Source organism: Congregibacter sp. (assembly GCF_965662665.1).
Lineage (GTDB): Bacteria > Pseudomonadota > Gammaproteobacteria > Pseudomonadales > Halieaceae > Congregibacter.
Genome location: NZ_CBFIIF010000002.1, coordinates 139979 through 160723 on the forward strand (window position 1 = coordinate 139979; position 20745 = coordinate 160723).

19 protein-coding genes and 1 pseudogene are annotated in these 20745 nt (G+C 56.4%); 7 read left to right on the top strand and 13 right to left on the bottom strand.

Annotated elements, in window-relative coordinates; all coding sequences use genetic code 11:
• Positions 1 to 5: 5 nt before the first annotated feature.
• Positions 6 to 1271, bottom strand: coding sequence for an acyl-CoA dehydrogenase family protein (locus ACTG39_RS01775; protein ID WP_439105800.1), 1266 nt, complete (start codon positions 1269 to 1271; stop codon positions 6 to 8).
• 157 nt (positions 1272 to 1428) lie between these two features.
• Here ACTG39_RS01775 and ACTG39_RS01780 point away from each other — a divergent pair, with 157 nt between their 5' ends.
• A complete protein-coding gene (locus ACTG39_RS01780; protein WP_439105801.1) occupies positions 1429 to 1713 on the top strand; it encodes a putative quinol monooxygenase in 285 nt (94 codons plus the stop codon).
• A gap of 51 nt (positions 1714 to 1764) precedes the next feature.
• Here ACTG39_RS01780 and ACTG39_RS01785 read toward each other — a convergent pair whose 3' ends face one another.
• The 12 genes from ACTG39_RS01785 to ACTG39_RS01840 form a co-directional block, all read right to left on the bottom strand.
• Positions 1765 to 2775: an MBL fold metallo-hydrolase gene (locus tag ACTG39_RS01785; protein WP_439105802.1), complete on the bottom strand. Its 1011-nt coding sequence runs from the start codon at positions 2773 to 2775 to the stop codon at positions 1765 to 1767.
• A gap of 13 nt (positions 2776 to 2788) precedes the next feature.
• A complete protein-coding gene (locus ACTG39_RS01790; protein ID WP_439105803.1) occupies positions 2789 to 3169 on the bottom strand; it encodes a VOC family protein in 381 nt (126 codons plus the stop codon).
• Between the two features lie 131 nt (positions 3170 to 3300).
• A complete protein-coding gene (locus ACTG39_RS01795) occupies positions 3301 to 4512 on the bottom strand; it encodes an NAD(P)/FAD-dependent oxidoreductase (RefSeq protein WP_439105804.1) in 1212 nt (403 codons plus the stop codon).
• Positions 4513 to 4740: 228 nt separating this feature from the next.
• Positions 4741 to 5058: a hypothetical protein gene (locus tag ACTG39_RS01800; protein WP_439105805.1), complete on the bottom strand. Its 318-nt coding sequence runs from the start codon at positions 5056 to 5058 to the stop codon at positions 4741 to 4743.
• Between the two features lie 254 nt (positions 5059 to 5312).
• Positions 5313 to 9209: an efflux RND transporter permease subunit gene (locus ACTG39_RS01805; protein WP_439105806.1), complete on the bottom strand. Its 3897-nt coding sequence runs from the start codon at positions 9207 to 9209 to the stop codon at positions 5313 to 5315.
• A gap of 2 nt (positions 9210 to 9211) precedes the next feature.
• Positions 9212 to 10882 (bottom strand): efflux RND transporter periplasmic adaptor subunit, encoded by a 1671-nt coding sequence (locus tag ACTG39_RS01810; RefSeq protein ID WP_439105807.1) that lies wholly within the window; start codon positions 10880 to 10882, stop codon positions 9212 to 9214.
• Entirely contained in the window at positions 10879 to 12303 is a 1425-nt protein-coding gene (locus ACTG39_RS01815; RefSeq protein ID WP_439105808.1) for a TolC family protein, read from the bottom strand. Before ACTG39_RS01815 ends, ACTG39_RS01810 begins: the two co-directional genes overlap by 4 nt.
• A gap of 82 nt (positions 12304 to 12385) precedes the next feature.
• Positions 12386 to 12814 carry a hypothetical protein gene (locus tag ACTG39_RS01820; protein WP_439105809.1) on the bottom strand — a complete coding sequence of 143 codons (429 nt, stop codon included), beginning with the start codon at positions 12812 to 12814 and terminating at the stop codon, positions 12386 to 12388.
• 76 nt (positions 12815 to 12890) lie between these two features.
• Positions 12891 to 13163: a metal-sensitive transcriptional regulator gene (locus tag ACTG39_RS01825; RefSeq protein ID WP_439105810.1), complete on the bottom strand. Its 273-nt coding sequence runs from the start codon at positions 13161 to 13163 to the stop codon at positions 12891 to 12893.
• Between the two features lie 455 nt (positions 13164 to 13618).
• A complete protein-coding gene (locus ACTG39_RS01830) occupies positions 13619 to 13999 on the bottom strand; it encodes a GFA family protein (protein ID WP_439105811.1) in 381 nt (126 codons plus the stop codon).
• Between the two features lie 69 nt (positions 14000 to 14068).
• Positions 14069 to 14329: a helix-turn-helix transcriptional regulator gene (locus tag ACTG39_RS01835; protein ID WP_439105812.1), complete on the bottom strand. Its 261-nt coding sequence runs from the start codon at positions 14327 to 14329 to the stop codon at positions 14069 to 14071.
• The gene (locus tag ACTG39_RS01840) at positions 14329 to 14613 is read right to left on the bottom strand and encodes a type II toxin-antitoxin system RelE/ParE family toxin (protein ID WP_439105813.1); all 285 of its coding nucleotides are present in this window, start codon (positions 14611 to 14613) and stop codon (positions 14329 to 14331) included. Before ACTG39_RS01840 ends, ACTG39_RS01835 begins: the two co-directional genes overlap by 1 nt.
• A gap of 366 nt (positions 14614 to 14979) precedes the next feature.
• Here ACTG39_RS01840 and istA (ACTG39_RS01845) point away from each other — a divergent pair.
• The 6 genes and pseudogenes from istA (ACTG39_RS01845) to istB (ACTG39_RS01870) all read left to right on the top strand — a co-directional run bounded on the left by istA (ACTG39_RS01845) (position 14980) and on the right by istB (ACTG39_RS01870) (position 20716).
• A pseudogene (istA, locus tag ACTG39_RS01845) lies at positions 14980 to 16520 on the top strand (IS21 family transposase).
• Positions 16510 to 17289, top strand: a complete 780-nt coding sequence (gene istB / locus ACTG39_RS01850; RefSeq protein ID WP_439105814.1) for an IS21-like element helper ATPase IstB — start codon at positions 16510 to 16512, stop codon at positions 17287 to 17289. The pseudogene istA (ACTG39_RS01845) and the gene istB (ACTG39_RS01850) overlap by 11 nt, the downstream one beginning before the upstream one ends.
• Before the next feature lie 220 nt (positions 17290 to 17509).
• Complete coding sequence (locus tag ACTG39_RS01855; RefSeq protein WP_439105815.1) at positions 17510 to 17746, top strand: type II toxin-antitoxin system ParD family antitoxin; 237 nt, start codon at positions 17510 to 17512, stop codon at positions 17744 to 17746.
• Positions 17743 to 18045, top strand: a complete 303-nt coding sequence (locus ACTG39_RS01860; protein ID WP_439105816.1) for a type II toxin-antitoxin system RelE/ParE family toxin — start codon at positions 17743 to 17745, stop codon at positions 18043 to 18045. The genes ACTG39_RS01855 and ACTG39_RS01860 overlap by 4 nt, the downstream gene beginning before the upstream one ends.
• Positions 18046 to 18404: 359 nt before the next feature.
• The gene (gene istA, locus ACTG39_RS01865; RefSeq protein WP_439105817.1) at positions 18405 to 19949 is read left to right on the top strand and encodes an IS21 family transposase; all 1545 of its coding nucleotides are present in this window, start codon (positions 18405 to 18407) and stop codon (positions 19947 to 19949) included.
• Positions 19950 to 19960: 11 nt separating this feature from the next.
• Positions 19961 to 20716 (top strand): IS21-like element helper ATPase IstB, encoded by a 756-nt coding sequence (gene istB / locus ACTG39_RS01870; protein WP_439105818.1) that lies wholly within the window; start codon positions 19961 to 19963, stop codon positions 20714 to 20716.
• The last annotated feature ends 29 nt before the right edge of the window (positions 20717 to 20745 follow it).

The window sequence follows — 20745 nt, forward strand, 5'->3', positions numbered from 1 at the left end:
GCGTGTTACTGGACGCCTTTGGGTTTCTGTTGATTCATAAAACCAAAGAGGTAGCCCGCCGCACGTCGAATCTGAATCTCATCGGCCCCTTCGGTAATGCGGTAGCGCCGATGATGCCGATAGATGTGCTCAAAGGGCTTGTACCGCGAGTAACCCATGCCACCGTGTACCTGCATTGCAAAGTCCGCTGCCTCGCAACAGAGCCGATTGGCTTGATAGTTACACATGGAGACCTTATCGGAGACCGAGAAAGCGCCATCGCGATCCATGAGCCAAGCTGTTTTGTGGATAAGAGCACGCAGCATTTCGCAGCGAGCATTTAACTCCACCAGGGGAAACTGGATAGCCTGATTTGTGGCTAGCGCCTTACCAAAGGGCTTTCTTTGCGTGGCGTGCTCGACGGCCTCGTTCACACAGTATTGAGCAGCACCCAAACTAGACGCCGCCTGCCGGATACGGTTCTCGTTGAAGAAATGCTGAATCACCATGAGGCCCTTGCCCTCACCCCCGAAGATTGCGCCATGGGGAACCCGCACATCGGTGAAAGACACCCGGGCGTGATCGGAGGGCATATTAAAGGTCCAAAGGTATTCTTCGATCTTTACTCCGTCCGCTTTCATAGGCACGAGAAACGCGGTGATACCCAAAGCATCTCCTGCCTTTCCGGAGGTTCTTGCCATCACCATATCGGCATCGGCGATATGCACGCCGGTGTTCCAGGTTTTCTCACCGTTTATTATCCAGTGATCACCCTCGCGTACGGCAGCGGTTTCCATGTGCGTTGCATCCGATCCATGCTCGGGCTCTGTAATACCAAAAGCGAAACCCTGACGTGCCGTCGTCATGCCCTCCAGCCACTGCGCTTTTTGCTCCTCAGTGCCATAGTTCAGCATGAGCAAAAGTGCGATGTTGTTACCAACAATAGAGTGTTCGTTCTGTAAGTCGTTGTGCAGCCCCAGACCTTTAGCGGCCAAATGTTCGCGAATGAGCGCCATCCCCAGGTTACCGCCATCCCGACCGCCAAATTCGGCAGGAAAGGGATAGTTGAAGATACCTGCCTCTATCGCCAGATCTTTCGCCTGTCTCAGGAGCGCTTCCCACTGCTCGTTGGGTAAACCATCTCTCTCCCAGTCGGTTCTCGCATCTTCGCGACGGTGGTCAAAAAAGCGGACGTTATCGTCGCTGTTCTCTAAGGGCTTGATCTTGTCTTCAATGAATTGATCGATCTCGTCGAGAAACGCGGCGATATCTGCGGGTACTTCAAAATCCATCTCGCTACCTTATGCTTATTGGGTATTTCATAGGCTTGGGAACTTACGCACTATCTTAACGCGCAGCTGCGCACCCGGGGATACAAGTTTGACTCCGAGCGAAGCTATGCGATGCCCGCTACAATAAAAAAAACCAATAAGTTTAAGAGAGTCCACAATGTCCGAAACCGTTGTCGTTCATGTTCGCGCCAAGCCTGGGCACGAAGCATTCGTTGAAGCTGAACTCAATAAACTCATCGCTCCCACGCGCGCTGAGGAAGGTTGCATTCGCTACGATATGTTCGCAGACGTCGAAGATCCATTGCACTTTGTCTTTTTTGAAGAGTGGCATTCGATAGATGACCATCAAACGCATTTGGACAAGGGGCACATGGCAGCCTTTATCATCGCCTGCAAGGGAACCCTCGCCGAAGCATCCATATACAACCTTGAGCGTCGATAGCAAAGAGCGCCCAAACTGGTAAGCCAAGCCGTGACCAAGAATGGGGCGCGCCTAGACTCCGCTGCTCGAGAGCCCCCACTCGCGGAACCACGCCGCTATGGCTCGTTCGGGATAACGTGGATTGAAGAAACCCCAATCCGATGTCGACGCAGGCATGCTGTAAGCCTCGCCTGCTTTTTCTGCGGACCATCCCCGCTCCCGCGCTTGCATCGCCGCAGTGTCGATACTGCCGATCAATTCAGCGTAGGGCTCCATCTCATCGGTGGACACAAGACCACCGTGACCCGTCACCATGAGACGTGAACCTCCGGACATGAGCCTCGCGACCGATGGCGCCAGTGCTGAGGGCACGGCGTCCACATAGTTGGGGAACAGTCCCCACCAGGCCAAATCGCCCCCAAAGGTGATGGGCAGATCATCTACAAGGACCACCAGATCCGACGGCGTATGACCGGAGAGAGGCAATAGGGTGACGCTGCGACCACCGAGGGCCATAGATATGGATGTCGACTCATCCTCAATCACTCGCGTCGGCCCCATGAGGCGGGCCGGTGGCGCAAGAAAAGGCGATCCCTCTATCGGACTAGCGCGGCTGTACTGCTCAACCATCATCGACCAGGTAGCGGCAGTCATATATATCTCGGGGCCAATCTCTCCATTTTGAAAACCCGCCAAACCGCCGGTATGGTCCAAATGAAGGTGCGTACAAATCACATCGCTGACCGGTCTGCCAAATAGCTTTTTGGCCTGCTCGTTGACCCAAGCTGCTCCGGTGGGCTGATAGTAGGCATCAATCGAAAGAATCCGATCATCGCCCACGATGAGTCCACCATTGCATAGGGTCTGAGGCGCTGCGAAACGCCCATCGCTATCCAGGGGGGTGGACACTACGGCAAACACGCCGTCGCCCACTTCGACGATGCGCGCAAAGGGGCGCTCTGCGACCACTCTGTGTTTACCCGGTGCCGCGCTTACGCCACGTAGCAAGCCTGGCGAGGCAGCCATCGCAAGAGTAGATGCCACTCCGGCCTTCACCAGTGAACGTCGTTTAAGGTCGGTCATTGAACACTCCTCATCACTCGCGGATCTCAACTCGCCAGGGTGGAAAACGCCGATTTTCTCCCGCGCGATAAAGCTTGATTTTATTACCCGAGGGGTCGCGAAGCACGGCTTCGGTCCAGAGATAGCTCTCCTCGGTAGGAAGCTGCTCAAACTCAATGCCTTTCGCGATAAGCTCCTCGACCCAATCTTCGAGCTTGTCATGTTCAAAGTAGATGACGGCGCCATTTGCGTAGTCGTTCTCGTCAAGGGACAGAGAAAACGTGCCATGACCATCGGGGCACTCGAACCGTGAGTAGTGAGGAGAGTCCACAATCTGCGTGAACCCCAGTTTTATGTAAAAAACATTGGCTACCGGTAAATCCCTCACAGGGAGAGTCACTTGATTCAGGTTCATTGCGCTAACTCCATTTCATCGTAGGCTTTAGGCGTCGCTCACACTCAAGCGCTCGCAGAGAGTGGTACTGGCAAGTGAGTATGCTTGCCAGTCAATGGTTTAGGCATAGTCAGTTGTCAGAACCAACAGCGCTAGTAGCGAGTTACGCGCGCAAACGTCCGTGTCGGGCGATAGGGCTCTAGTTGTGCTGTCACCGGAGCGTCCACGACTTCTTTCGAGACTAGTTGGCCGACCAGGGGGGCGAGTGACACGCCGCTGTGCATGATCGCAAGGTATACGTCGGGGCGATCTGGATTCACGCCAAGCACGGGGTGGCCATCTAAAGGCAGGGGGCGCCAGCCGACGACGACGTTTTCGATCTTTGCGCGATCGAGGGCTGGCAGATATTGCTGCGCGGCGTTAAGGAGGCGTGTGCCATGCTCCATAGCAAGCTCGGGTAAAGGGAAGTCATTGGGCCGTCCTGCTAATCGCTCACCGTGATTTTGTGGAGGGCCCTCCTGTTCGCCAATAACGAAGCGGCCATCCAGGCGTTGGTGCATATGCACGCCCGGTGCCGCCACCACGGTATTGAGTAAGGGCGGCAGTGGCTCGCTTATCGCAATAATTCCCGGCGTTGTACGCTGGGGAATCTCGATCCCTGCTATGCGCCCCGGGAGTGCCTCTTCGGCCCCCGTTGCGAGAACAAGACGGTCGACTTTGATCCTACCCGTGGAGGTCTGTACAGCGACCAGACGTCCGCTATCAAGAGACACGTTTTGGAGTTCGCTTGGATAAACGACAACTGCCCCAAGGGACTGGGCAGCCTTGAGCATCAGTTCTGTTGCAAGCACGGGATCCACGGCGCCATCGTTCGGGGAGTAAGCCGCGCGTTCATCAGCGTTAAAGCTTAACTGGGGCTCAAGCTCTCTGACCTTATCGGCGGTGATCATCTGTGCGGGCTCACCCCAGGTCACCTGCTCAGCAATTTGCTCCGCGAGACGTTTTTGTCGCTCGTCCCCGGCAAACCACTCCAGAGAGCCACCCCAGGTGATGGGGATCTTCAGCTCTTTCTCTAGACTGTGCCAGGTCATCACACTGCTTTGATTCAGCTGATGATAATGCTGTGGCTGCTTCGCCCAGGTGGCATTGATCCAGGCGAAGGTTCCTCGAGAAGCACGAGTCGCCGGGCCGGCGCGATCGATAACGGTTACCGCGGCCCCAGCCTTGGCTAATTCATAAGCGATGGACGCTCCCACTATTCCTGCGCCTGCCACGACTACGCGGATTCCGGTTGCGGCACGCCCGGGGGAAACCACTGCGGCAGAGAGCGCAGTTGCCAGGGCAAGGAATTGTCTGCGATCCATAGTTAGCTTCTCTCCATCTACAGCCTTGTCGACGGAAACACGATACTATTTTTGGGCTTTTGATTGATAGCCTAGGCAAAGTAAGAAGCCGCGCAGCGCGACAATCTGGCCAGATACCTTGACGAATTTCCTGTACTCAAGACGCTGTACAGGGCTTAGCAGAAGTTCAACAGGCTGCTAGTGCTCAAATCGCTCAACCGTAACAAAGCAAAGTAGCTGCTGCCGCAGCTACTGCCATTGATCGAAGAGTAGCGCCTCGCGCATCTCACCGGCAATGCCGAAGTCCTGAATACCGCGTTCCCGCAGCATCGGCGGCAGCTGATCCAGCAATTGCGCGTAGGCGCGGAGGTCGCGCCGTATGTTTTCTAGCAGGTCCTGGTTGCTTACGGAGTCGTCGCTCAGCAATTGGTCGACTGATTGAGCCGCTTGGCCCAACACAAGGCCCAAGTCGCGCACGGTGTAGAACTGCTCCGTAAGGAGGGAGCGTCTCGCGACATCCCGATAGACCAAAACGCCGGCTAACGATGGAATCAACATCGAAAGCATGAAAGCAAACATCAGTTTCGAACGGAATGTTCTGACGAGCGCTAGATTGAGCATGCAAGAGTCACATTCAGCAAGGACCTACCGAGTATGAAGGGCGATCAGGCCACCGAAGACGCTGTCATAAAAGGTTCGCCAATACTTCACAATCGTCCAATGCAGTAATTTCGCGCGTCTAACGATATCGACAAGTTAGCCGATTGGGATTGGTAGACCCCCTCGACCTGCCTCCGTTAAGTTGTCAGTACCGACGAGAGTCATGCCTTAGCCCGCGCGGCGTACTCTTTTGTTGCGCAATACAAAACGGGTACGAGCAGCGTGGTGATCACCGCAACCAACATGCCCCCAAATGACGGTATGGCCATAGGCACCATGATGTCGGAGCCGCGGCCATCTGAGGTCAGCACTGGGATGAGTGCAATCAACGTCGTGGCTGTCGTCATCAGTGCCGGCCGAATGCGCCGAGTCGCGCCTTTCACGACAAGTTTTTTGATTTCCGCTACATCGCGCGTCGGTGTCCTGGCAAGGGTCTGATCCAAATAGGTAGCTGTGACGACACCGTTGTCGGTGGCTATCCCAAACAACGCCAAGAAACCGACCCATATCGCAACGCTCATGTTGATGGGGCTTACCTGGAACAGTTCGCGGAGATTGGCCCCCAACACGGAGAAATCTAAGAAGCCGCTCGTGCCATACATCCAAACGACCAGAAAACCGCCGGCCCAGGCCACAGCAATACCGCTGAAAACGATCAGCGTTGTCGTTACCGATGCGAACTGCAGGTAGAGGATCAGAAAGATCACAAGCAACGCAATGGGCAGCACAACCGAGAGCGTTTGCTGCGCGCGGAGCTGGTTTTCGTAGTTACCGGCAAAGGTGTAGCTCACGCCGGCGGGTAGACTAAACTCTCCACTGTCGAGCTTCGCCCGCAAGAAGGCCTGCGCGTCCTCTACTACATCGACTTCAGCCGCTTCGGCGCGCTTGTCGAAGACGACGTAGCCCACCAGGAACGTGTCTTCACTCTTGATGGCTTGTGGACCCCTGATGTACCGGATTTCTGAAAGCTGCCCGAGGGGGATCTGCGCGCCGGTTGGTGTAGGCACCAGAATATCTTCCAGTCCTTCTGGAGTATCACGCAGCTCGCGGAAGTAGCGCACGCGAACGGGATAACGCTCTCGCCCTTCTATTGTACTCGTGATGCGTTTGCCGCCGACAGCGACCTCAATCACTTGTTGAGCATCCTCGATGTGCAACCCATAGCGCGCTAGGGCTGCACGATCCAGATCGATTTCTAGGTAAGGCTTGCCCACCAACCGATCCGCGGTAACCGTGTTCGCCTCGATACTGGGAACCTGCTTGAGCAGCGACTCCAGTTGCAGTGCAACATCCTCGATCGTCTCCAGACTCGGACCCTTAACCTTTATTCCCATAGGCGCTCGCATGCCGCTTTGGAGCATGACAATACGCGCCGCAATCGGCTGGAGCTTTGGTGCTGACGTGACACCGGGGAGATCAGCGGCTTCGATGATTTCTCGCCATATGTCATCGGTTGAAGTTATGTGATCACGCCAATTCCGAAACGGCTTACCGTCCTTGTCGGCAATGAGCTCCCCGCGCGCATCGCGCTTGAAGGTCTCCGTGTCACGGTCGTAGGCAAAGCGCATGGCACGCCCGTTCGTATCGCTTCGATACTCCGGGTGATAGTTGATGACTGTCTCAAACATCGAGATAGGCGCGGGATCGAGCGGCGTATCCGCGCGGCCAAGCTTACCGACGACCGAGCTGATCTCAGGAATAGACCCGATGGCTTCATCGAGTATCTGCAACGCATCCTGCGCCTCGCCGATGGAGGCGTGCGGCATGATTGTGGGCATGTAAAGAAAAGAGCCTTCGTCCAGGTTGGGCATGAACTCCTTGCCCAGTCCTGGAAACGTGCGATCGACAGCCTGCCAGGCCGCTGTTTGTCGCAACGCCTCAGGAGCAAAGCGCAGCGCATTATCGAAGCCCGTCCAGGATATGACCCCAAGCAACGTGATCATCACAGGCACACTCAAGAACAGCGCTTTGCGCTCGAGACAGAATGCGAGCAGTTGCGGGTAGACACGCTGATAGGCAATGAACGCCAATAACAAACCGCCGACGAGCAGGAACACAAAGACGATGTTAATCAGGCTATGGCGACCCAGACCCAGGGGCATCCAAGCCTCGGCCAATAGAATCGCAACCAGTCCTGCGACCAGAAGACTGGCTAACGCCGGCGTGTTTGCTCCCAACCAGTGCGGTAGACGCTTAGTCAGCAGCTGCGCCATTGCGAAGCCCGCCAGGAGTAACCCTGCAAGGGGGCTCCACAGCACAGCAATTGCCAATCCCGCGATAACCAGACCGACATGGAAAACACTTTTCAGACGCGCTGAATCGATCCGCGATGAAAAAAGGATTTGTGCTGCCGGCGGGATGATGGCGAGCGCCACAATCACCGCAGCAATGAGCGCAAAGGTTTTGGTGAAGGCAAGAGGCGTGAACAGCTTGCCCTCAGCTCCAGTCATGGTGAAGACCGGCAGAAAGCTGACGACAGTGGTGGCCGCGGAGGTCAGCACCGCGCCAGCTACCTCGCGCGTCGCCCGGAATACGATCTCAAGCGCCGGCTCCTCCGCGTCACTCTCATCCATATGCCGCAAGATATTCTCACAGATGATCACACCCATATCGACCATGGTGCCGATAGCAATCGCGATTCCCGACAAGGCCACGATGTTGGCCGATACGCCGAAGAGCTTCATTGCGATGAAGGTCATCAATACGGCTATTGGCAGCAACGCACTGATAAGGATGGAGCTGCGCAAATGCAACATCATGACAAGAATGACAATTATCGTAATGAATATCTGTTGCGCTAGTGCATCGTTGAGCGTGCCCAGGGTTTCATGGATCAGTCCGGTGCGATCGTAGAAAGGTACGACGGAGACCTGAGACAGGGTGACGCCCTCGGGCCACAAGTCCCGGGAAGTAGCTCGTAGCCACGCCGTCCAGGCGTCATGATCAAGCTCACTCCCTACAAAGGCATTGATGCCTTGCCGCGCGGCAAACGCGCGCAGAGCATCGCGGGAGGTCTCTCGATAATCGACAATCGCTTTTGCGGGTAAACCTGGCGAAATTTCAGCGATCTTGTCTTTCGTATTTTGGATGGCTTCTAAAGGGTTGAAGCCATAGCGCACAACGACGACACCGCCGACCGCCTCCGCGCCACCCTTATCGAGCGCGCCGCGCCTTAATGCCGGCCCTTTGCTCACATTGGCGACATCGCGCATCCGAATGGGCACGTTATCGCGCACACCAACGGCAATAGACTTGACGTCTTCGATATCCTCAATAAAACCGAGGCCGCGTATAACGTATTCCGCGCCATTCACTTCAATTGTTCGCGCGCCTACATCGAGGTTAGAGGCTCGCGTTGCCTTGAAGACATCGTTCAGAGTAATGCCGTGCGCGCGCATTGCATCGGGATCCACATCAATCTGATACTCCTGAACGTAGCCTCCTATGGAGCCGACTTCGCTGATCCCTTCGGCGGCGAGCAATGCGTAGCGCACGTACCAATCCTGAATCGATCGCAGCTCTTCCAAGCCCCAACCGCCCGTCGGGTTGCCATCGGGATCAAGCCCTTCCAGGGTGTACCAATAGACTTGCCCAAGCGCCGTGGCGTCAGGTCCCAGGGTCGGCTGCACATCCGCCGGCACCGTGCCTTGAGGTAGCGAACTGAGTTTTTCGAGCACCCGGCTCCGCGACCAGTAGAACTCCACATCTTCCTGGAAGATGATGTAGATCGTGGAGAACCCAAAGAAGGAGTAGCTGCGAACGGTTTTGACGCCAGGAACTCCCAGCAGAGCAACCGTCAGCGGATAGGTGATCTGATCTTCGACATCTTGCGGCGATCGCCCCATCCATTCGGTGAATACGATTTGCTGGTTCTCGCCAATGTCCGGGATTGCATCGACCGGTACGGGGCTACGCGGCAGGTTGCCGACATCCCAGGAGAATGGAGCAACGGATATGCCCCAACCAATAATGCCGATCAACAGGAGGCCAACGATCAGCTTTCTTTCAAGACAGAACCGCAGCAGCCGATCAATAATTAAGAAGGAGTCGCTCATCATGATCACCGGCTACCGTGGTCATGGCCGCCGCCACTACCACCGCCCTCAGGATTCATCATACTGGGCTTCGCCTGGATCTGAAGCGCGCTATCGATCTTGAAATTGCCGGATACAACGACCAAATCGCCTTCCGATAAGCCGCTTTCAACGACGTAGCTATCCCCAGCTCTGGGTCCCAGTACAACCTCACGGCCGACATAGGTGGGACGTTCCGCTCCGCGTTGTTCGATGTAAACCACAGCGCGTTTTCCCGTCAGCAATGCAGCCGTCGCCGGTATTACCAACGGCGCGCCTCCATGGCTCGCGCTTGCGCTTGCATAGCCCAGAGATTCTGCCGGCACCAGATCCATACCGCAGATATCGCACTGCCCTGGTTCATCTTTGATGATCTCAGGGTGCATCGGTGACACCCATTTACCGACCAGGCTCTCATCGAAGATTTGCCCATGCCTTGCAAACCGCGCGAAGACCTCAGCGCGAACGAACATTTCTGGCTTGAGGCGACCGTCCTTGTTATCGACATTGACCCGAACATTCACAGTCCGCGTTTGCGGGTTGAGCACGGGATCTATGAAAGATACGACGCCGTTAAAGCGCTCGCCTGGATAGGCCTCTGTGGTGAAATTGACGGTCTGCCCATAGCGAAGCCATTGCAGATCTGACTCATAGGCATCGAGCTGAACCCACACCGCATCGAGGTCGGCCACAGTGAAAATACGTGTCCCTGTGTCAACATACATGCCTTCTTGGGCGTTGCGATGAATCACGACGCCGCTCGCAGGCGAAAAGATTGTCACCTGTTCCGATGCCTTGCCGCTACGCTCGATTTCTGCGATCTGCTCGCTGCTAAGGCCCCAGAGGCGCAGTTTGTCGCGCGCGGCTTCAACCGTGCCCGCCGCTGAGCGGCGCAACGACTCGACATTGCTTCCTGAGAGCTCCGTCATGCCACGAATGGCTTGCAGCAGCTCTTCTTGCGCGGAGAGCAGCTCAGGGCTGTAGAGCCCCACCATGTGATCGCCCTTTCGCACCGTAACCCCGGTGTAATCAACAAAAAGTTCATCAATGCGCCCCGGCACCCAAGCGGTGATGTAGGCAAGTCGGGTTTCGTCATAGCTGACCTTGCCAACGAGTCGGATCTCGGCTGTGGGATAGCGTCGCTCGACTGGTACGGTAGCGATGCGCATGCGCGCGCGTTGTGCGGTGGATAGCGTGAGCTGGCGCGGCTCCTGGTCATCCATGTCGGACGGCTCTTGCTGCACCGGGATGAGATCCATGCCACACATCGGGCACTGCCCAGGGCCGTCACGTTTAATGTGGGGGTGCATGGAGCAGCTCCATACCTCGGCGGACTGTTGCTCAAGTGGATGGCTGCTTCCGGCGTGCGTGGCCGGGCTCTGCATCTCGCCATGGCCTTCATGGCCCGCATGGGTATCCATAGCCATCGCGCCATGACCTTCATGCTCTGCAGGCGCATCGGCATTCATTGTCCCGTGCCCCGCATGCATGTCGCCAGGCATCGACTCACCGGCCTCTGCTTCATCGATTTGTGTTTCCGTCGTTTTAGTAGACGGATCTGGCCAAAAAGCTGCAAGCGCGATAAGCAAAACAACGGCTATTGCGGCAATGACGGCAGGGCGGCGAAGGACTGTGTTCATCGATGTTTGATTAGTCATTGCGGGACTCCTTGATTAGCCGGCGCAGGGGCAAGGGACTCGCCGATGAGCTCCTCTAGTGCGGTGCGGGCTTGGTTGTGGTCAGCAATGGCGCGCGCTTCAGCGAGTTCAAAGACCAGCAGCATGCGCTGTGCGTCGATAAGATCGGCAAAGGTGGATGATCCCGCGCTATAGGCGCGCTGCGTCGCAGCCAGCGATTCATTAGCTTTGGGTAATAGGGTCGTCTGATACAAATCAATTTGCCGGCGCGCATCGCGCAGACGAAAAACCGCACTCACGGTGTCCGCTTCCAATCGATTGATGTGCTGATCACGTTGTGCCCTCTGTGCGGCGATACGCGCTTCAGCGCTGCGGACACCAGCTTTGTACTTTCCGCGGTGTATGGGAAGGGTCATTGAAAACACAGCGGCAATGGGATCCTTGCCGCTGTCCTGTACATTGGGGGAGCGCGCATCACCCGTGGCAATGTAGTCGAGGCCGATAGAGAAGTCCGGGAAGAAGTCTTTATCGGCGCGCTCCCTTGCGGCCGTAGCCGCTGCCACTTCAAAGGACAGAGCGCGCAGTTCCGGATTGTTGCCAATGACACGGGATACGATCGATTGGTCATCTAAGAAGACGTCAACGATTGGCGCCTCTTCGGGCATTTTTACCGGCGCGTGCGGCGAACGATTGAGAGCAGAATTAAGTCGCGCAAGCAACGGCGCTTCGCGATCTGTGAGACTGGCGAGATCATTTTCAATTTTGCCCAGTTCCACCTGGGCGCGGATAACATCAGCGTGGCCGCTTGATCCCGTTTGATATCGTGTTCTGGCGACGCGCTCCAAATACTGCACGAGATCCCGATTACCTGCCATGATCTCGAGGGCGCGATTGAAGTAGTAGAGCTCATACCACGCATGGGCGACCTCCGCGATAACATCATTCTGGATGGTCGATACCCGTGTCGCAGCGGCATTAGCTTTTTCCGAGGCTATGTCGCCTTGCAAACTCAGTTTGCCGAGCCACGGCAGGGGCTGCGAAATTCCCACGGCAAAATTTTGTGGCCCCACGCGGGTCTCTACCTCTTCAATGAAGTAGCGAAAATTTAACCGAGGATCGGGAAGCGCCGTCGCCTGATCGATCTCATTGTTTGCCGCCTCATAGTTGGCAATGGCCGCCGTGACACGCGGGTTGTTCGCAAGGGCGTAGCTCACCCACTCCGACAGAGATCGGGCGGCGTTAACCACTGTTTCCTCGCTGCGCGTAATCGGACGCTCTGAGAGGGTTTCGGTCGGTGGCACTGCCCGGGGTTCGACCGATCGAGACGGCGGCGTATCCGCGCAACCGCTCAGAAGCAGCGCAGCAAGGAGCGCCAGGGTCGGACTCCGCAGGGGAAAATTCGCGACAATGGGGTGAGCATCGTCCATCTTTTGAGAAATCATCAGCCGGTCCTTTCCATTTTGGCTAGTCGTCATGTGCGTAAAGCGCACAAACCGCGGGACAAACCCGCCTAGGGGAAAGGAGCTATTCGGTCAGTTGATCTTTGCGGTTGACCGGAGTGTCCAGCCGATAGACAGCGAAGCCGTTTTCGACAATGGGGACGCGCTGGAGGATGCGCGCATGCCACTGTAGACCCACGACGGTATCAATGAGGTCGAGATCACCGCTATAGGTGTCAGCTTCAAAAGGTGTTCCCAAGCGGTTATCGCGCTCCGTCGACACCATCGTATATCCGGGCGTTGCACAGCTGTCCTGTAGCTCATCGCAGCCGTCGCAGTCTTGGTGGGCGCAGAGCACGCTGCTGGAGGGATCATCGCTTTCCATGTGATGATGGGACGTCTGGCTGGAATCGCTATTGTCGCTCGCCACGCCGCTCCAGGCACACGCGCATGCGATGTTGGACAACATCAGCGCGACGGCAAGAACGATGGTAGATAGCTTTGACATTCTCATGATGTATGCGAGCCTATACCCATAGGGAGTATCGGTCAACAAGCTGTGGTCCTGAGGAAAACGATGGTCCCTTAGCTCAGGATTTTACTTTTGCCATCAATTCAACAAGCTCGTTGAATTTTTTCCGCTGCTCTTTCGCGTCGCCGGACGCAATAGCACTCTCCACGCAAGTCGCTGAGTGGTCTTTAAGAACCGCGTCTTCGACCTTCGCCAGGGCCGATTTGATTGCGCGCATTTGCTGCAGGATGTCGATGCAGTAGCGCTCTCCCTCAATCATGCGAGAAATACCGCGAACCTGTCCCTCAATGCGGTTGAGCCGTCTGATGATCGCTTCTTCTTCCAAGTTCATACCCTTGACATATACCCTATACTAGTAAGCAGTCTAGCAATCATGGCTCCTACAGAAAAGACGGTACTGGCAAGTTGAATTGCTGACTTGAGAAGAGGCCGGTCTCTTGCCTTAAGCAACCACCCTCCTCCACTCTTTAAACGCACTGACCCTGAGACTCCGATAATGCTCAGTCCTAACTAGGTGCCTGCCTGGATTGAATAAGTATCGCCAAATCAACCGACTGGGATTGGAAGATCCCACCGACCTGGCCCCGTTAAGTTGTCAGTGCCGTCGAAACTCCACATGGATTCACCCGCTCTTGCTGCCATTGGAGTTGTTCCCGTAGATGCGACATAGGCCTTCGTTTTCACCAAGGGAGATCCCGTTGTCGATAATTTTGACGAGGGCTTCATGTGCCATATGTCGCCTCCGCTCCCACCACTCGATTCATGTATGGAGTGATTTACAACACATCACTGCATTCCTGCGCCGAGAGTGGCACGAACAGGAACACCTGCTGGGTCAAAGCCTTCTAGGCAGAACACATTAACACCGTAGTAATCGGGTGTAACACGCTTCCTATGGAACGGGTAAATACCACAAGCTTTGCAAAAGTAGTGTTCGGCTGTATGTGTATGGAATTGATATGTGGTTAGCCAATCGCTGCCCGACAAAATGCGCATAGCGCTTTCATGAACTTTAACCATGAGCGCATTTTTACGGATACATATAGAACAGTCGCAAGTTGTTAGTTCCGGTAGGTCAGTATCGATCTCAAATTGAACTGCATTGCAGTGACATGAACCTCGGAAAGTTTTCATACTAGTTTTCGTTCTCCAGACCTCAAGACACATAACGCCCACATTTGGGGCGGCAAAACGCGCAGCGTTTTGACGTCCAGCGAAGCGGCTTGCCTAGCCTTGTTATGCGGCGGATTCTGCATTCATGTCCCAGCCTGGGAATACCAGCACCGCCGGGTGACATTTAAGAACGCGCGCCAAAGACTTTGCCCGCTCAACCCCAAGATTCACTCTTCCGCGTTCGATCGCGGATATAGTGGATTGCGGCATCCCCGCGAGTTCTGCTAGCTGGTTTTGGCTAAGCTCCTGCAGTTCGCGGATAATCCGCACAGATTCACCAGGAGAAACGGTGACACGCCGCTTAGCTCGTCGAATTTCGCTCATCAGGACCTCCCCCTATAGTCGTGAGGCGTTACCTCAACAACTATGACTTCAAATCTATCTCCCATTACGCGATAAATCGCACGATACTGCTGATTCAATCGCGAAGACCGATATCCTTTCCACTCCCCTCGAAGAGCCTCGTCTCGAAAACCGCGAATGCTCTTCAAACCTGCAGGGCCAGAAATTTCGACAAGATCTTTCCACTTTTCGTATCGCTTCTGGACCTCTAACGGAGCTTTAGCCAGTTGCTTGTCGAGACGTTTATGTTCGAAGATCGACCACATACCTTAAAGAGTATATAACCTTTTAAGTATGTCAAGGCGCGAGACGCATAACGTCCTGATCCCAAGGTCTCAATAGTGTTGAGCTTTAACCAGATGCCTCCCAAGGTTGAAAAAATGGCTCTTCATCATTAACAATGGGATGGACTCCTCCTCACCTTTTCGGCATCGAGGTGCCACACTGAAGGTGCTGTCCAACAGTCACCAGTGAGGAGGAACCCATAATGAAGATTATTCGAGTTGGCGTAGATTTGGTGTTGATTTGCAGCCAAAACTGACCCACTAGCCCCCCAGATTTGCATCGAATATTGACCCACGTACAACCCTTCCCTGCGCAAGGAATCGGCAGGGGTTACAGGAGTGATAAACGTGGCATTAGTAAGTGTTATCAGGCGCTGGCGTCTTCGTGAAGGTATGCCGATCCGGGAGATTGCCCGCCGCACCGGCCTTTCTCGCAATACAGTGCGCAAATATCTGGCCAGCCAAGAGCTGGAACCCAGCTACCCCTCACGCAAGTCACCGAGCAAGCTGGATAGTTACGAAGAGACCTTAACCAACTGGCTGTTTCGCGAGTCTCGCCGACACCGCAAGCAGCGGCGGACCGCTAAGCGGCTGTACCGGGATCTTCTGGAGTTGGGTTACACCGGTTCCTATGATCGGGTTGCCGCCTTCGCTCGTCAGTGGCGCCAGGCACAACAGGACGCCAAGTTGCTTGCGGGGAAACAGGCGTTTGTGCCGCTCCAGTTTGCCCCTGGCGAAGCCTTCCAGTTTGACTGGAGCGAGGACTGGGTCAAGATCAACGGTGTCAGCACCAAGCTACAAATTGCCCACTTCAAACTGAGCTACAGCCGGGCCCACTTCATACGGGCTTATCTCACGCAATCGCACGAGATGCTGTTTGATGCCCATTTCCATGCGTTTACCGCGTTTGGCGGTATTCCTGAGCGCGGCATCTACGACAACATGAAGACTGCCGTGGACAAGGTGGGACGTGGCAAGCAGCGCCAAGTGAATAAGCGCTTCTATGCGATGGTCAGTCACTATCTGTTTGAGCCTGAGTTCTGCAATCCCGCCGCGGGCTGGGAGAAAGGGCAAGTCGAGAAGGCCGTGCCCAAAAAGAGGGGCAGACCCTACAGGATGCCCGCCACGGGCTCTGGTACGACACACCTTCGTTCAAATCACTGCACGAACTTAACGTCTGGCTACAGGAGCGCTGCCGGAGTTTGTGGGAGGAAACGGCGCATCCACAGTTCAGGAACCGATCACTGGCGGAGTGTCTTAAGGACGAGCTATCGCAGATGATGTCCGTCCCGCGTGCATTTGATGGCTTTGTCGAACATAGCAAGCGGGTCTCGTCGACCTGCCTCATTACCTTTGAGCACAATCGCTACAGCGTGCCTGCCAGCTTTGCTAACCGCGTGATTAGTCTACGCGTGTACCCCGAACGACTGGTCATCGTGGCAGAAGTGCACGTCGTTGCCGAGCATGTAAGAGTGTTCAATCGCGACAAAAGCACGCCGGGCCAGACGATCTATCAATGGCAGCACTATCTCTGTGTCGCACAGCGCAAGCCAGGCGCGTTGCGCAATGGCGCACCGTTCCTGGAGCTACCCGACAGCTTTAAGCAACTGCGAACGCGGCTGCTGAAGCGCCCCGGTGGTGATCGGGAGATGGTCGATGTGCTCGCCCTGGTGTTGCTCCACGATGAACAGCAAGTGGAGCGCGCTGTGGCGCAGTCCCTGGAGATGGGCGAGCCCTCTAAGCAGCATGTGCTGAACTGCCTCAGTCGACTGGAAGAACCGCCGACCCCTCAACGCCTTACAGCACCACCCGCTCTGGCACTGGTGACGGAGCCGCTCGCCGATACGGCACGTTACGACTCGCTGAGGAGGACGCGCCATGAAAGCTGAAGCCATGATCCAGACCCTGAAATCGATGAAGCTACACGGCATGGCCGATGCCGTCACGGCGTTGTCTGAGCAGTCGTCACCTGTGTACCAGCAAGCGGTGCCCGTGCTGGAGATGCTCCTTAAAGCCGAATCGTCAGAACGCGATGTGCGCTCCATTAATTACCAGATGAAGGTCGCGAAGCTCCCAGCCTACCGCGATCTCACGGGGTTCGACTTTGGTCAGAGCTTTGTCGATGAGGCGCTGCTAAAGTCCTTACATCGCTGCCAGTTCCTGGAGGACGCACAGAACGTTGTCTTGGTCGGTGGTCCCGGAACCGGTAAAACGCACTTGGCCACGGCCATCGGCGTGCAGGCCATCCAGCACCATCGTCAGCGCGTCGGGTTCCTATCCACGATTGAGTTGGTCAACGCACTGGAGCAGGAAAAGCAGGGCGGGCATCAGGGGCGAATTGCAAACCGCCTGATGCACACTGACCTGGTGATACTCGATGAACTGGGGTACTTGCCGATAAGCCAAGCAGGCGGCGCCTTGTTGTTCCATCTAATCAGCAAGCTGTATGAGCGCACCAGTATCGTAATCACCACTAATCTGAGCTTCGCTGAATGGTCGGCGGTATTCGTTGACGAGAAGATGACGACCGCACTACTGGATCGTTTAACCCATCACTGCCACATAGTGGAGACCGGTAATGAGAGCTACCGACTGAAGCACTCAACGATCAATCAGGACAAAGAAGCTAAAGGCAGAAAACCCAAAACTACGCCATAATCTGGCGTTCCAGGTGGGTCAAAATTGGATGCAAACCCTGGGTCACTATTAAGTGCAAATCAACATCCTCTTTTTTGTTTTCAGTTTCGTCAGTCAAGTTGACCTCCCAACTCTTTCTTGAAACTTAACGCTTCAAGCTGCGGCGCGGAGCGTCCGACAGCCTTGACTTGTTAAGGGGAACACCGCAATATATACCAATATGTAATACATGGTGATTGCGATGCCACGGAACACAAGCGTAACCATTGGAAGTCATTTTGATTCCTTTATCGCTGAACAGCTTGAGGAGGGCCGATACAGAAGTGCCAGCGAAGTGGTTAGGGCTGGGCTTCGCCTCTTGGAGGAGCAGGAGGCGCGGGTCCGCCAGCTGCGAGCGGCGCTAATTGAGGGCGAAAACAGCGGATTCGTAGAGTACAACCTGCATGAATTTATCGAGAGCTTGGACAAACAGGAGTGAGGCGATTCAGGCTCTCGGAAGCAGCAGATTCTGACTTGAGAAGGATTGCCAAGGAGACTTTCCAGCGCTGGGGTGAAGGGCAACGCGACAGCTATCTCGCGGAGATGTTCGAGGCTTTCGAGCGGCTTGCGGAAGCTCCAGATATCGCAATGCGTTTGGATAACGTACGGAAAGGGTATAGGAAATTCCCTCAGGGTAGCCATGTCATCTTCTTTCGGAAATCCGCGATTCACGAGATTGAGATAATCCGCGTTCTACACAAACGTATGGACGTCGAGGCACAGCTCAGTTCTCCTTAACAGCTTATTAGAGGGAGCGGGCTCATTTCACCCATTCCGGTTAACTGCGGGTTCATTCCCTCTAACTCCCAGCGTTTTTTCACAGTAATCATTACCTTACTGCAAATCTGTGGTTAACAGGCAATAAAACCGAGCCACTAGACCCGTTCGTTTTACGTCCAACGCGTTCGGCGAGGTACGCCTCTCCGTCGCAGAATTGCGTATTCCAGACCAAGCCTGCCACCCATTCCACGGCAAAGCTGCCACTGATTCCAGACGAAGCCTGCCACCCCGGCAGGCAGGCTGAGGTCACCCGTCGGAGCGTGCCGACGCGGGATAACTAACCGGTACTCTGGACCTTTCCACACGGAGGGGAACAGATGCCAGCGAAGAGGTTATCCATGCGTAAAATCAAAGAGGTGCTGCGCCTCAAATGGGCCCAGGGCCTGAGCAACCGCCAGATTGCCACCGCCTGTGGCATTGGCCGCCCCACCATCAGCGAGTATCTGCGCCGTGCCACCGAGGCCGGTTTGGAATGGCCGCTACCGGCCGATCTTGATGAGGCCCGACTGGAACGGCTGCTGTTCCCGCCACCACCGGACTTGCCCGCCGAGTCGCGCGGCATTCCCGACTGGCATCAGGTCCACAAGGAACTCAAGCACAAGAGTGTCACCCTGTTCCTGCTCTGGCAGGAATACCGCCAGGCCCACCCCGATGGCTACCAGTACAGCTGGTTCTGCGAGCACTACCGCAGCTGGCAGGGCAAGCTGGATGTAGTGATGCGTCAGGATCACCGCGCCGGCGAGAAGCTGTTCGTCGACTACGCGGGCCAGACGGTGCCCATCATAGATCGCGCCACCGGCGAGGTGCACGAAGCACAGGTCTTTGTCGTCGTGCTGGGCGCCTCCAACTATACCTACGCCGAGGCCACCTGGAGCCAGAGCCTGCCGGACTGGATTGGTTCCCACGTCCGCACCTTCCGCTTCCTCGGGGGCGTACCGGAGGTCGTCGTGCCGGACAACTTGCGCTCCGGCGTCAGCAAAGCCCATCGCTACGAACCCGACATCAACCCCACCTACCTGGACATGGCCTCCCACTACGGTGTGGCGGTGCTGCCCGCGAGAGTCCGGCGCCCGCGTGATAAAGCCACCAAAGCAGAGAATGGCGTACTGGTGGTTGAGCGCTGGATCCTGGCGGCGCTGCGGCATCGCCAGTGCTTCTCGCTGGTCGAACTCAATGCCGCCATCGGCGAGTTACTCGGGGTACTCAACCAGCGGCCCTTCTGCAAGTTACCGGGCTGCCGCCGGGACCACTTCGAGCAACTGGATCGGCCGGCACTGCAGCCGCTGCCCGCCGAAGCCTACGTGTACGCCGAGTGGAAGAAGGCCCGGGTGCACATCGATTACCACGTGGCCATCGACGGCCACTACTACTCGGTGCCTTGTGCACTGATCAAGCGTGAGGTCGAGGTGCGCATCACCCGCAATACGGTGGAGTGCTTCCACCGGGGCAATCGGATTGCCAGTCACCGCCGCTCCGACCAGAAGGGGCGCCACACCACGGTACCGGCCCACATGCCGGAGTCGCACCGCCAAGCCGGGGAGTGGTCGCCCGAGCGGTTGACGCAATGGGCCGCTAAAACCGGGCCGGCCACGGAGAAACTGATCCGTACCGTACTGGCATCGCGCAAGCACCCGCAGCAGGCCTACCGATCTTGCCTGGGCATCCTGCGCCTGGGCAAGACCTACGGCGACGAGCGCCTGGAAGCCGCTTGCCGGCGAGCACTGACCCTGGGCAGCTGCCGCTACAAAAGCCTCGAGTCGATCCTCAAGCACCGTCTGGACGAGCAGCCTCTGGAAGAGCAGCAAGAGCTCTCGCTGCCCGACACCCACGACAACATCCGCGGCCCCGCGTACTGCCACTGAAGGAGCAAACCATGTTGAAGCATCCCACCCTGGACAAGCTCCAGACCCTCAAACTGACCGGCATGGTGGCAGCGCTGGCGGACCAGATGACCTCGCCCGAGATCGATGAGCTGGCCTTCGAGGAGCGCCTCGGTTTGCTGGTGGACCGGGAGATCACCGAGCGAGAGAACCGGCGTATGAGCAACCGGCTGCGCCGGGCCAAACTGCGACACCAGGCCACCCTTGAGGACATCGATTACCGTAATCCGCGGGGCCTGGACAAGGGACTGATCCAATCACTGGCGGCCTGCCAGTGGGTGAAGGAGCACCTCAACGTTCTCATCACCGGTCCCACCGGCGCGGGCAAGACCTGGCTGGCCTGCGCGCTGGCTCACAAGGCCTGCCGGGAAGGCTACACCGCCCAGTACGTCCGCCTGACGCGCCTGCTGCGGGAACTGATGATCGCCAAGGGCGATGGCAGCTACCCGAAGCTGCTGGCCAACGTCGCCAAGGTCGATGTGCTGATCCTCGATGACTGGGGCCTGATGAAGCTGAGCGCCGAGAACCGACGCGACCTGCTGGAGGTACTGGAGGACCGCCATGGACGCCGCTCCACCGTCGCCACCAGTCAGTTACCCATCGAGGAATGGCATGGCGTCATCGGCGATGCGACCCTGGCGGATGCCATCCTGGATCGGCTGGTACACAACACCTACAAGATCAATCTGAGAGGAGAGTCGATGCGAAAACGCCAGGCCAAGTTGACGAGCACCACTGCTTCCGAGTAACAATGTAAACCCCGCGTCGCTAAGCTCCG

What these genes read in the sequence shown, in the direction of transcription:
- ACTG39_RS01815 (WP_439105808.1), bottom strand. Translation starts at nt 12,303, where the DNA reads ATGATTTCTCAAAAGATGGACGATGCTCACCCCATTGTCGCGAATTTT.
- istB (WP_439105818.1), top strand. Translation starts at nt 19,961, where the DNA reads ATGTTGAAGCATCCCACCCTGGACAAGCTCCAGACCCTCAAACTGACC.
- ACTG39_RS01835 (WP_439105812.1), bottom strand. Translation starts at nt 14,329, where the DNA reads ATGAGCGAAATTCGACGAGCTAAGCGGCGTGTCACCGTTTCTCCTGGT.
- ACTG39_RS01795 (WP_439105804.1), bottom strand. Translation starts at nt 4,512, where the DNA reads ATGGATCGCAGACAATTCCTTGCCCTGGCAACTGCGCTCTCTGCCGCA.
- ACTG39_RS01855 (WP_439105815.1), top strand. Translation starts at nt 17,510, where the DNA reads ATGCCACGGAACACAAGCGTAACCATTGGAAGTCATTTTGATTCCTTT.
- ACTG39_RS01775 (WP_439105800.1), bottom strand. Translation starts at nt 1,271, where the DNA reads ATGGATTTTGAAGTACCCGCAGATATCGCCGCGTTTCTCGACGAGATC.
- istA (WP_439105817.1), top strand. Translation starts at nt 18,405, where the DNA reads ATGCCAGCGAAGAGGTTATCCATGCGTAAAATCAAAGAGGTGCTGCGC.
- ACTG39_RS01805 (WP_439105806.1), bottom strand. Translation starts at nt 9,209, where the DNA reads ATGATGAGCGACTCCTTCTTAATTATTGATCGGCTGCTGCGGTTCTGT.
- istB (WP_439105814.1), top strand. Translation starts at nt 16,510, where the DNA reads ATGAAAGCTGAAGCCATGATCCAGACCCTGAAATCGATGAAGCTACAC.
- ACTG39_RS01820 (WP_439105809.1), bottom strand. Translation starts at nt 12,814, where the DNA reads ATGAGAATGTCAAAGCTATCTACCATCGTTCTTGCCGTCGCGCTGATG.
- ACTG39_RS01785 (WP_439105802.1), bottom strand. Translation starts at nt 2,775, where the DNA reads ATGACCGACCTTAAACGACGTTCACTGGTGAAGGCCGGAGTGGCATCT.
- ACTG39_RS01790 (WP_439105803.1), bottom strand. Translation starts at nt 3,169, where the DNA reads ATGAACCTGAATCAAGTGACTCTCCCTGTGAGGGATTTACCGGTAGCC.
- ACTG39_RS01830 (WP_439105811.1), bottom strand. Translation starts at nt 13,999, where the DNA reads ATGTGTCTTGAGGTCTGGAGAACGAAAACTAGTATGAAAACTTTCCGA.
- ACTG39_RS01780 (WP_439105801.1), top strand. Translation starts at nt 1,429, where the DNA reads ATGTCCGAAACCGTTGTCGTTCATGTTCGCGCCAAGCCTGGGCACGAA.
- ACTG39_RS01840 (WP_439105813.1), bottom strand. Translation starts at nt 14,613, where the DNA reads ATGTGGTCGATCTTCGAACATAAACGTCTCGACAAGCAACTGGCTAAA.
- ACTG39_RS01800 (WP_439105805.1), bottom strand. Translation starts at nt 5,058, where the DNA reads ATGCTTTCGATGTTGATTCCATCGTTAGCCGGCGTTTTGGTCTATCGG.
- ACTG39_RS01825 (WP_439105810.1), bottom strand. Translation starts at nt 13,163, where the DNA reads ATGAACTTGGAAGAAGAAGCGATCATCAGACGGCTCAACCGCATTGAG.
- ACTG39_RS01810 (WP_439105807.1), bottom strand. Translation starts at nt 10,882, where the DNA reads ATGACTAATCAAACATCGATGAACACAGTCCTTCGCCGCCCTGCCGTC.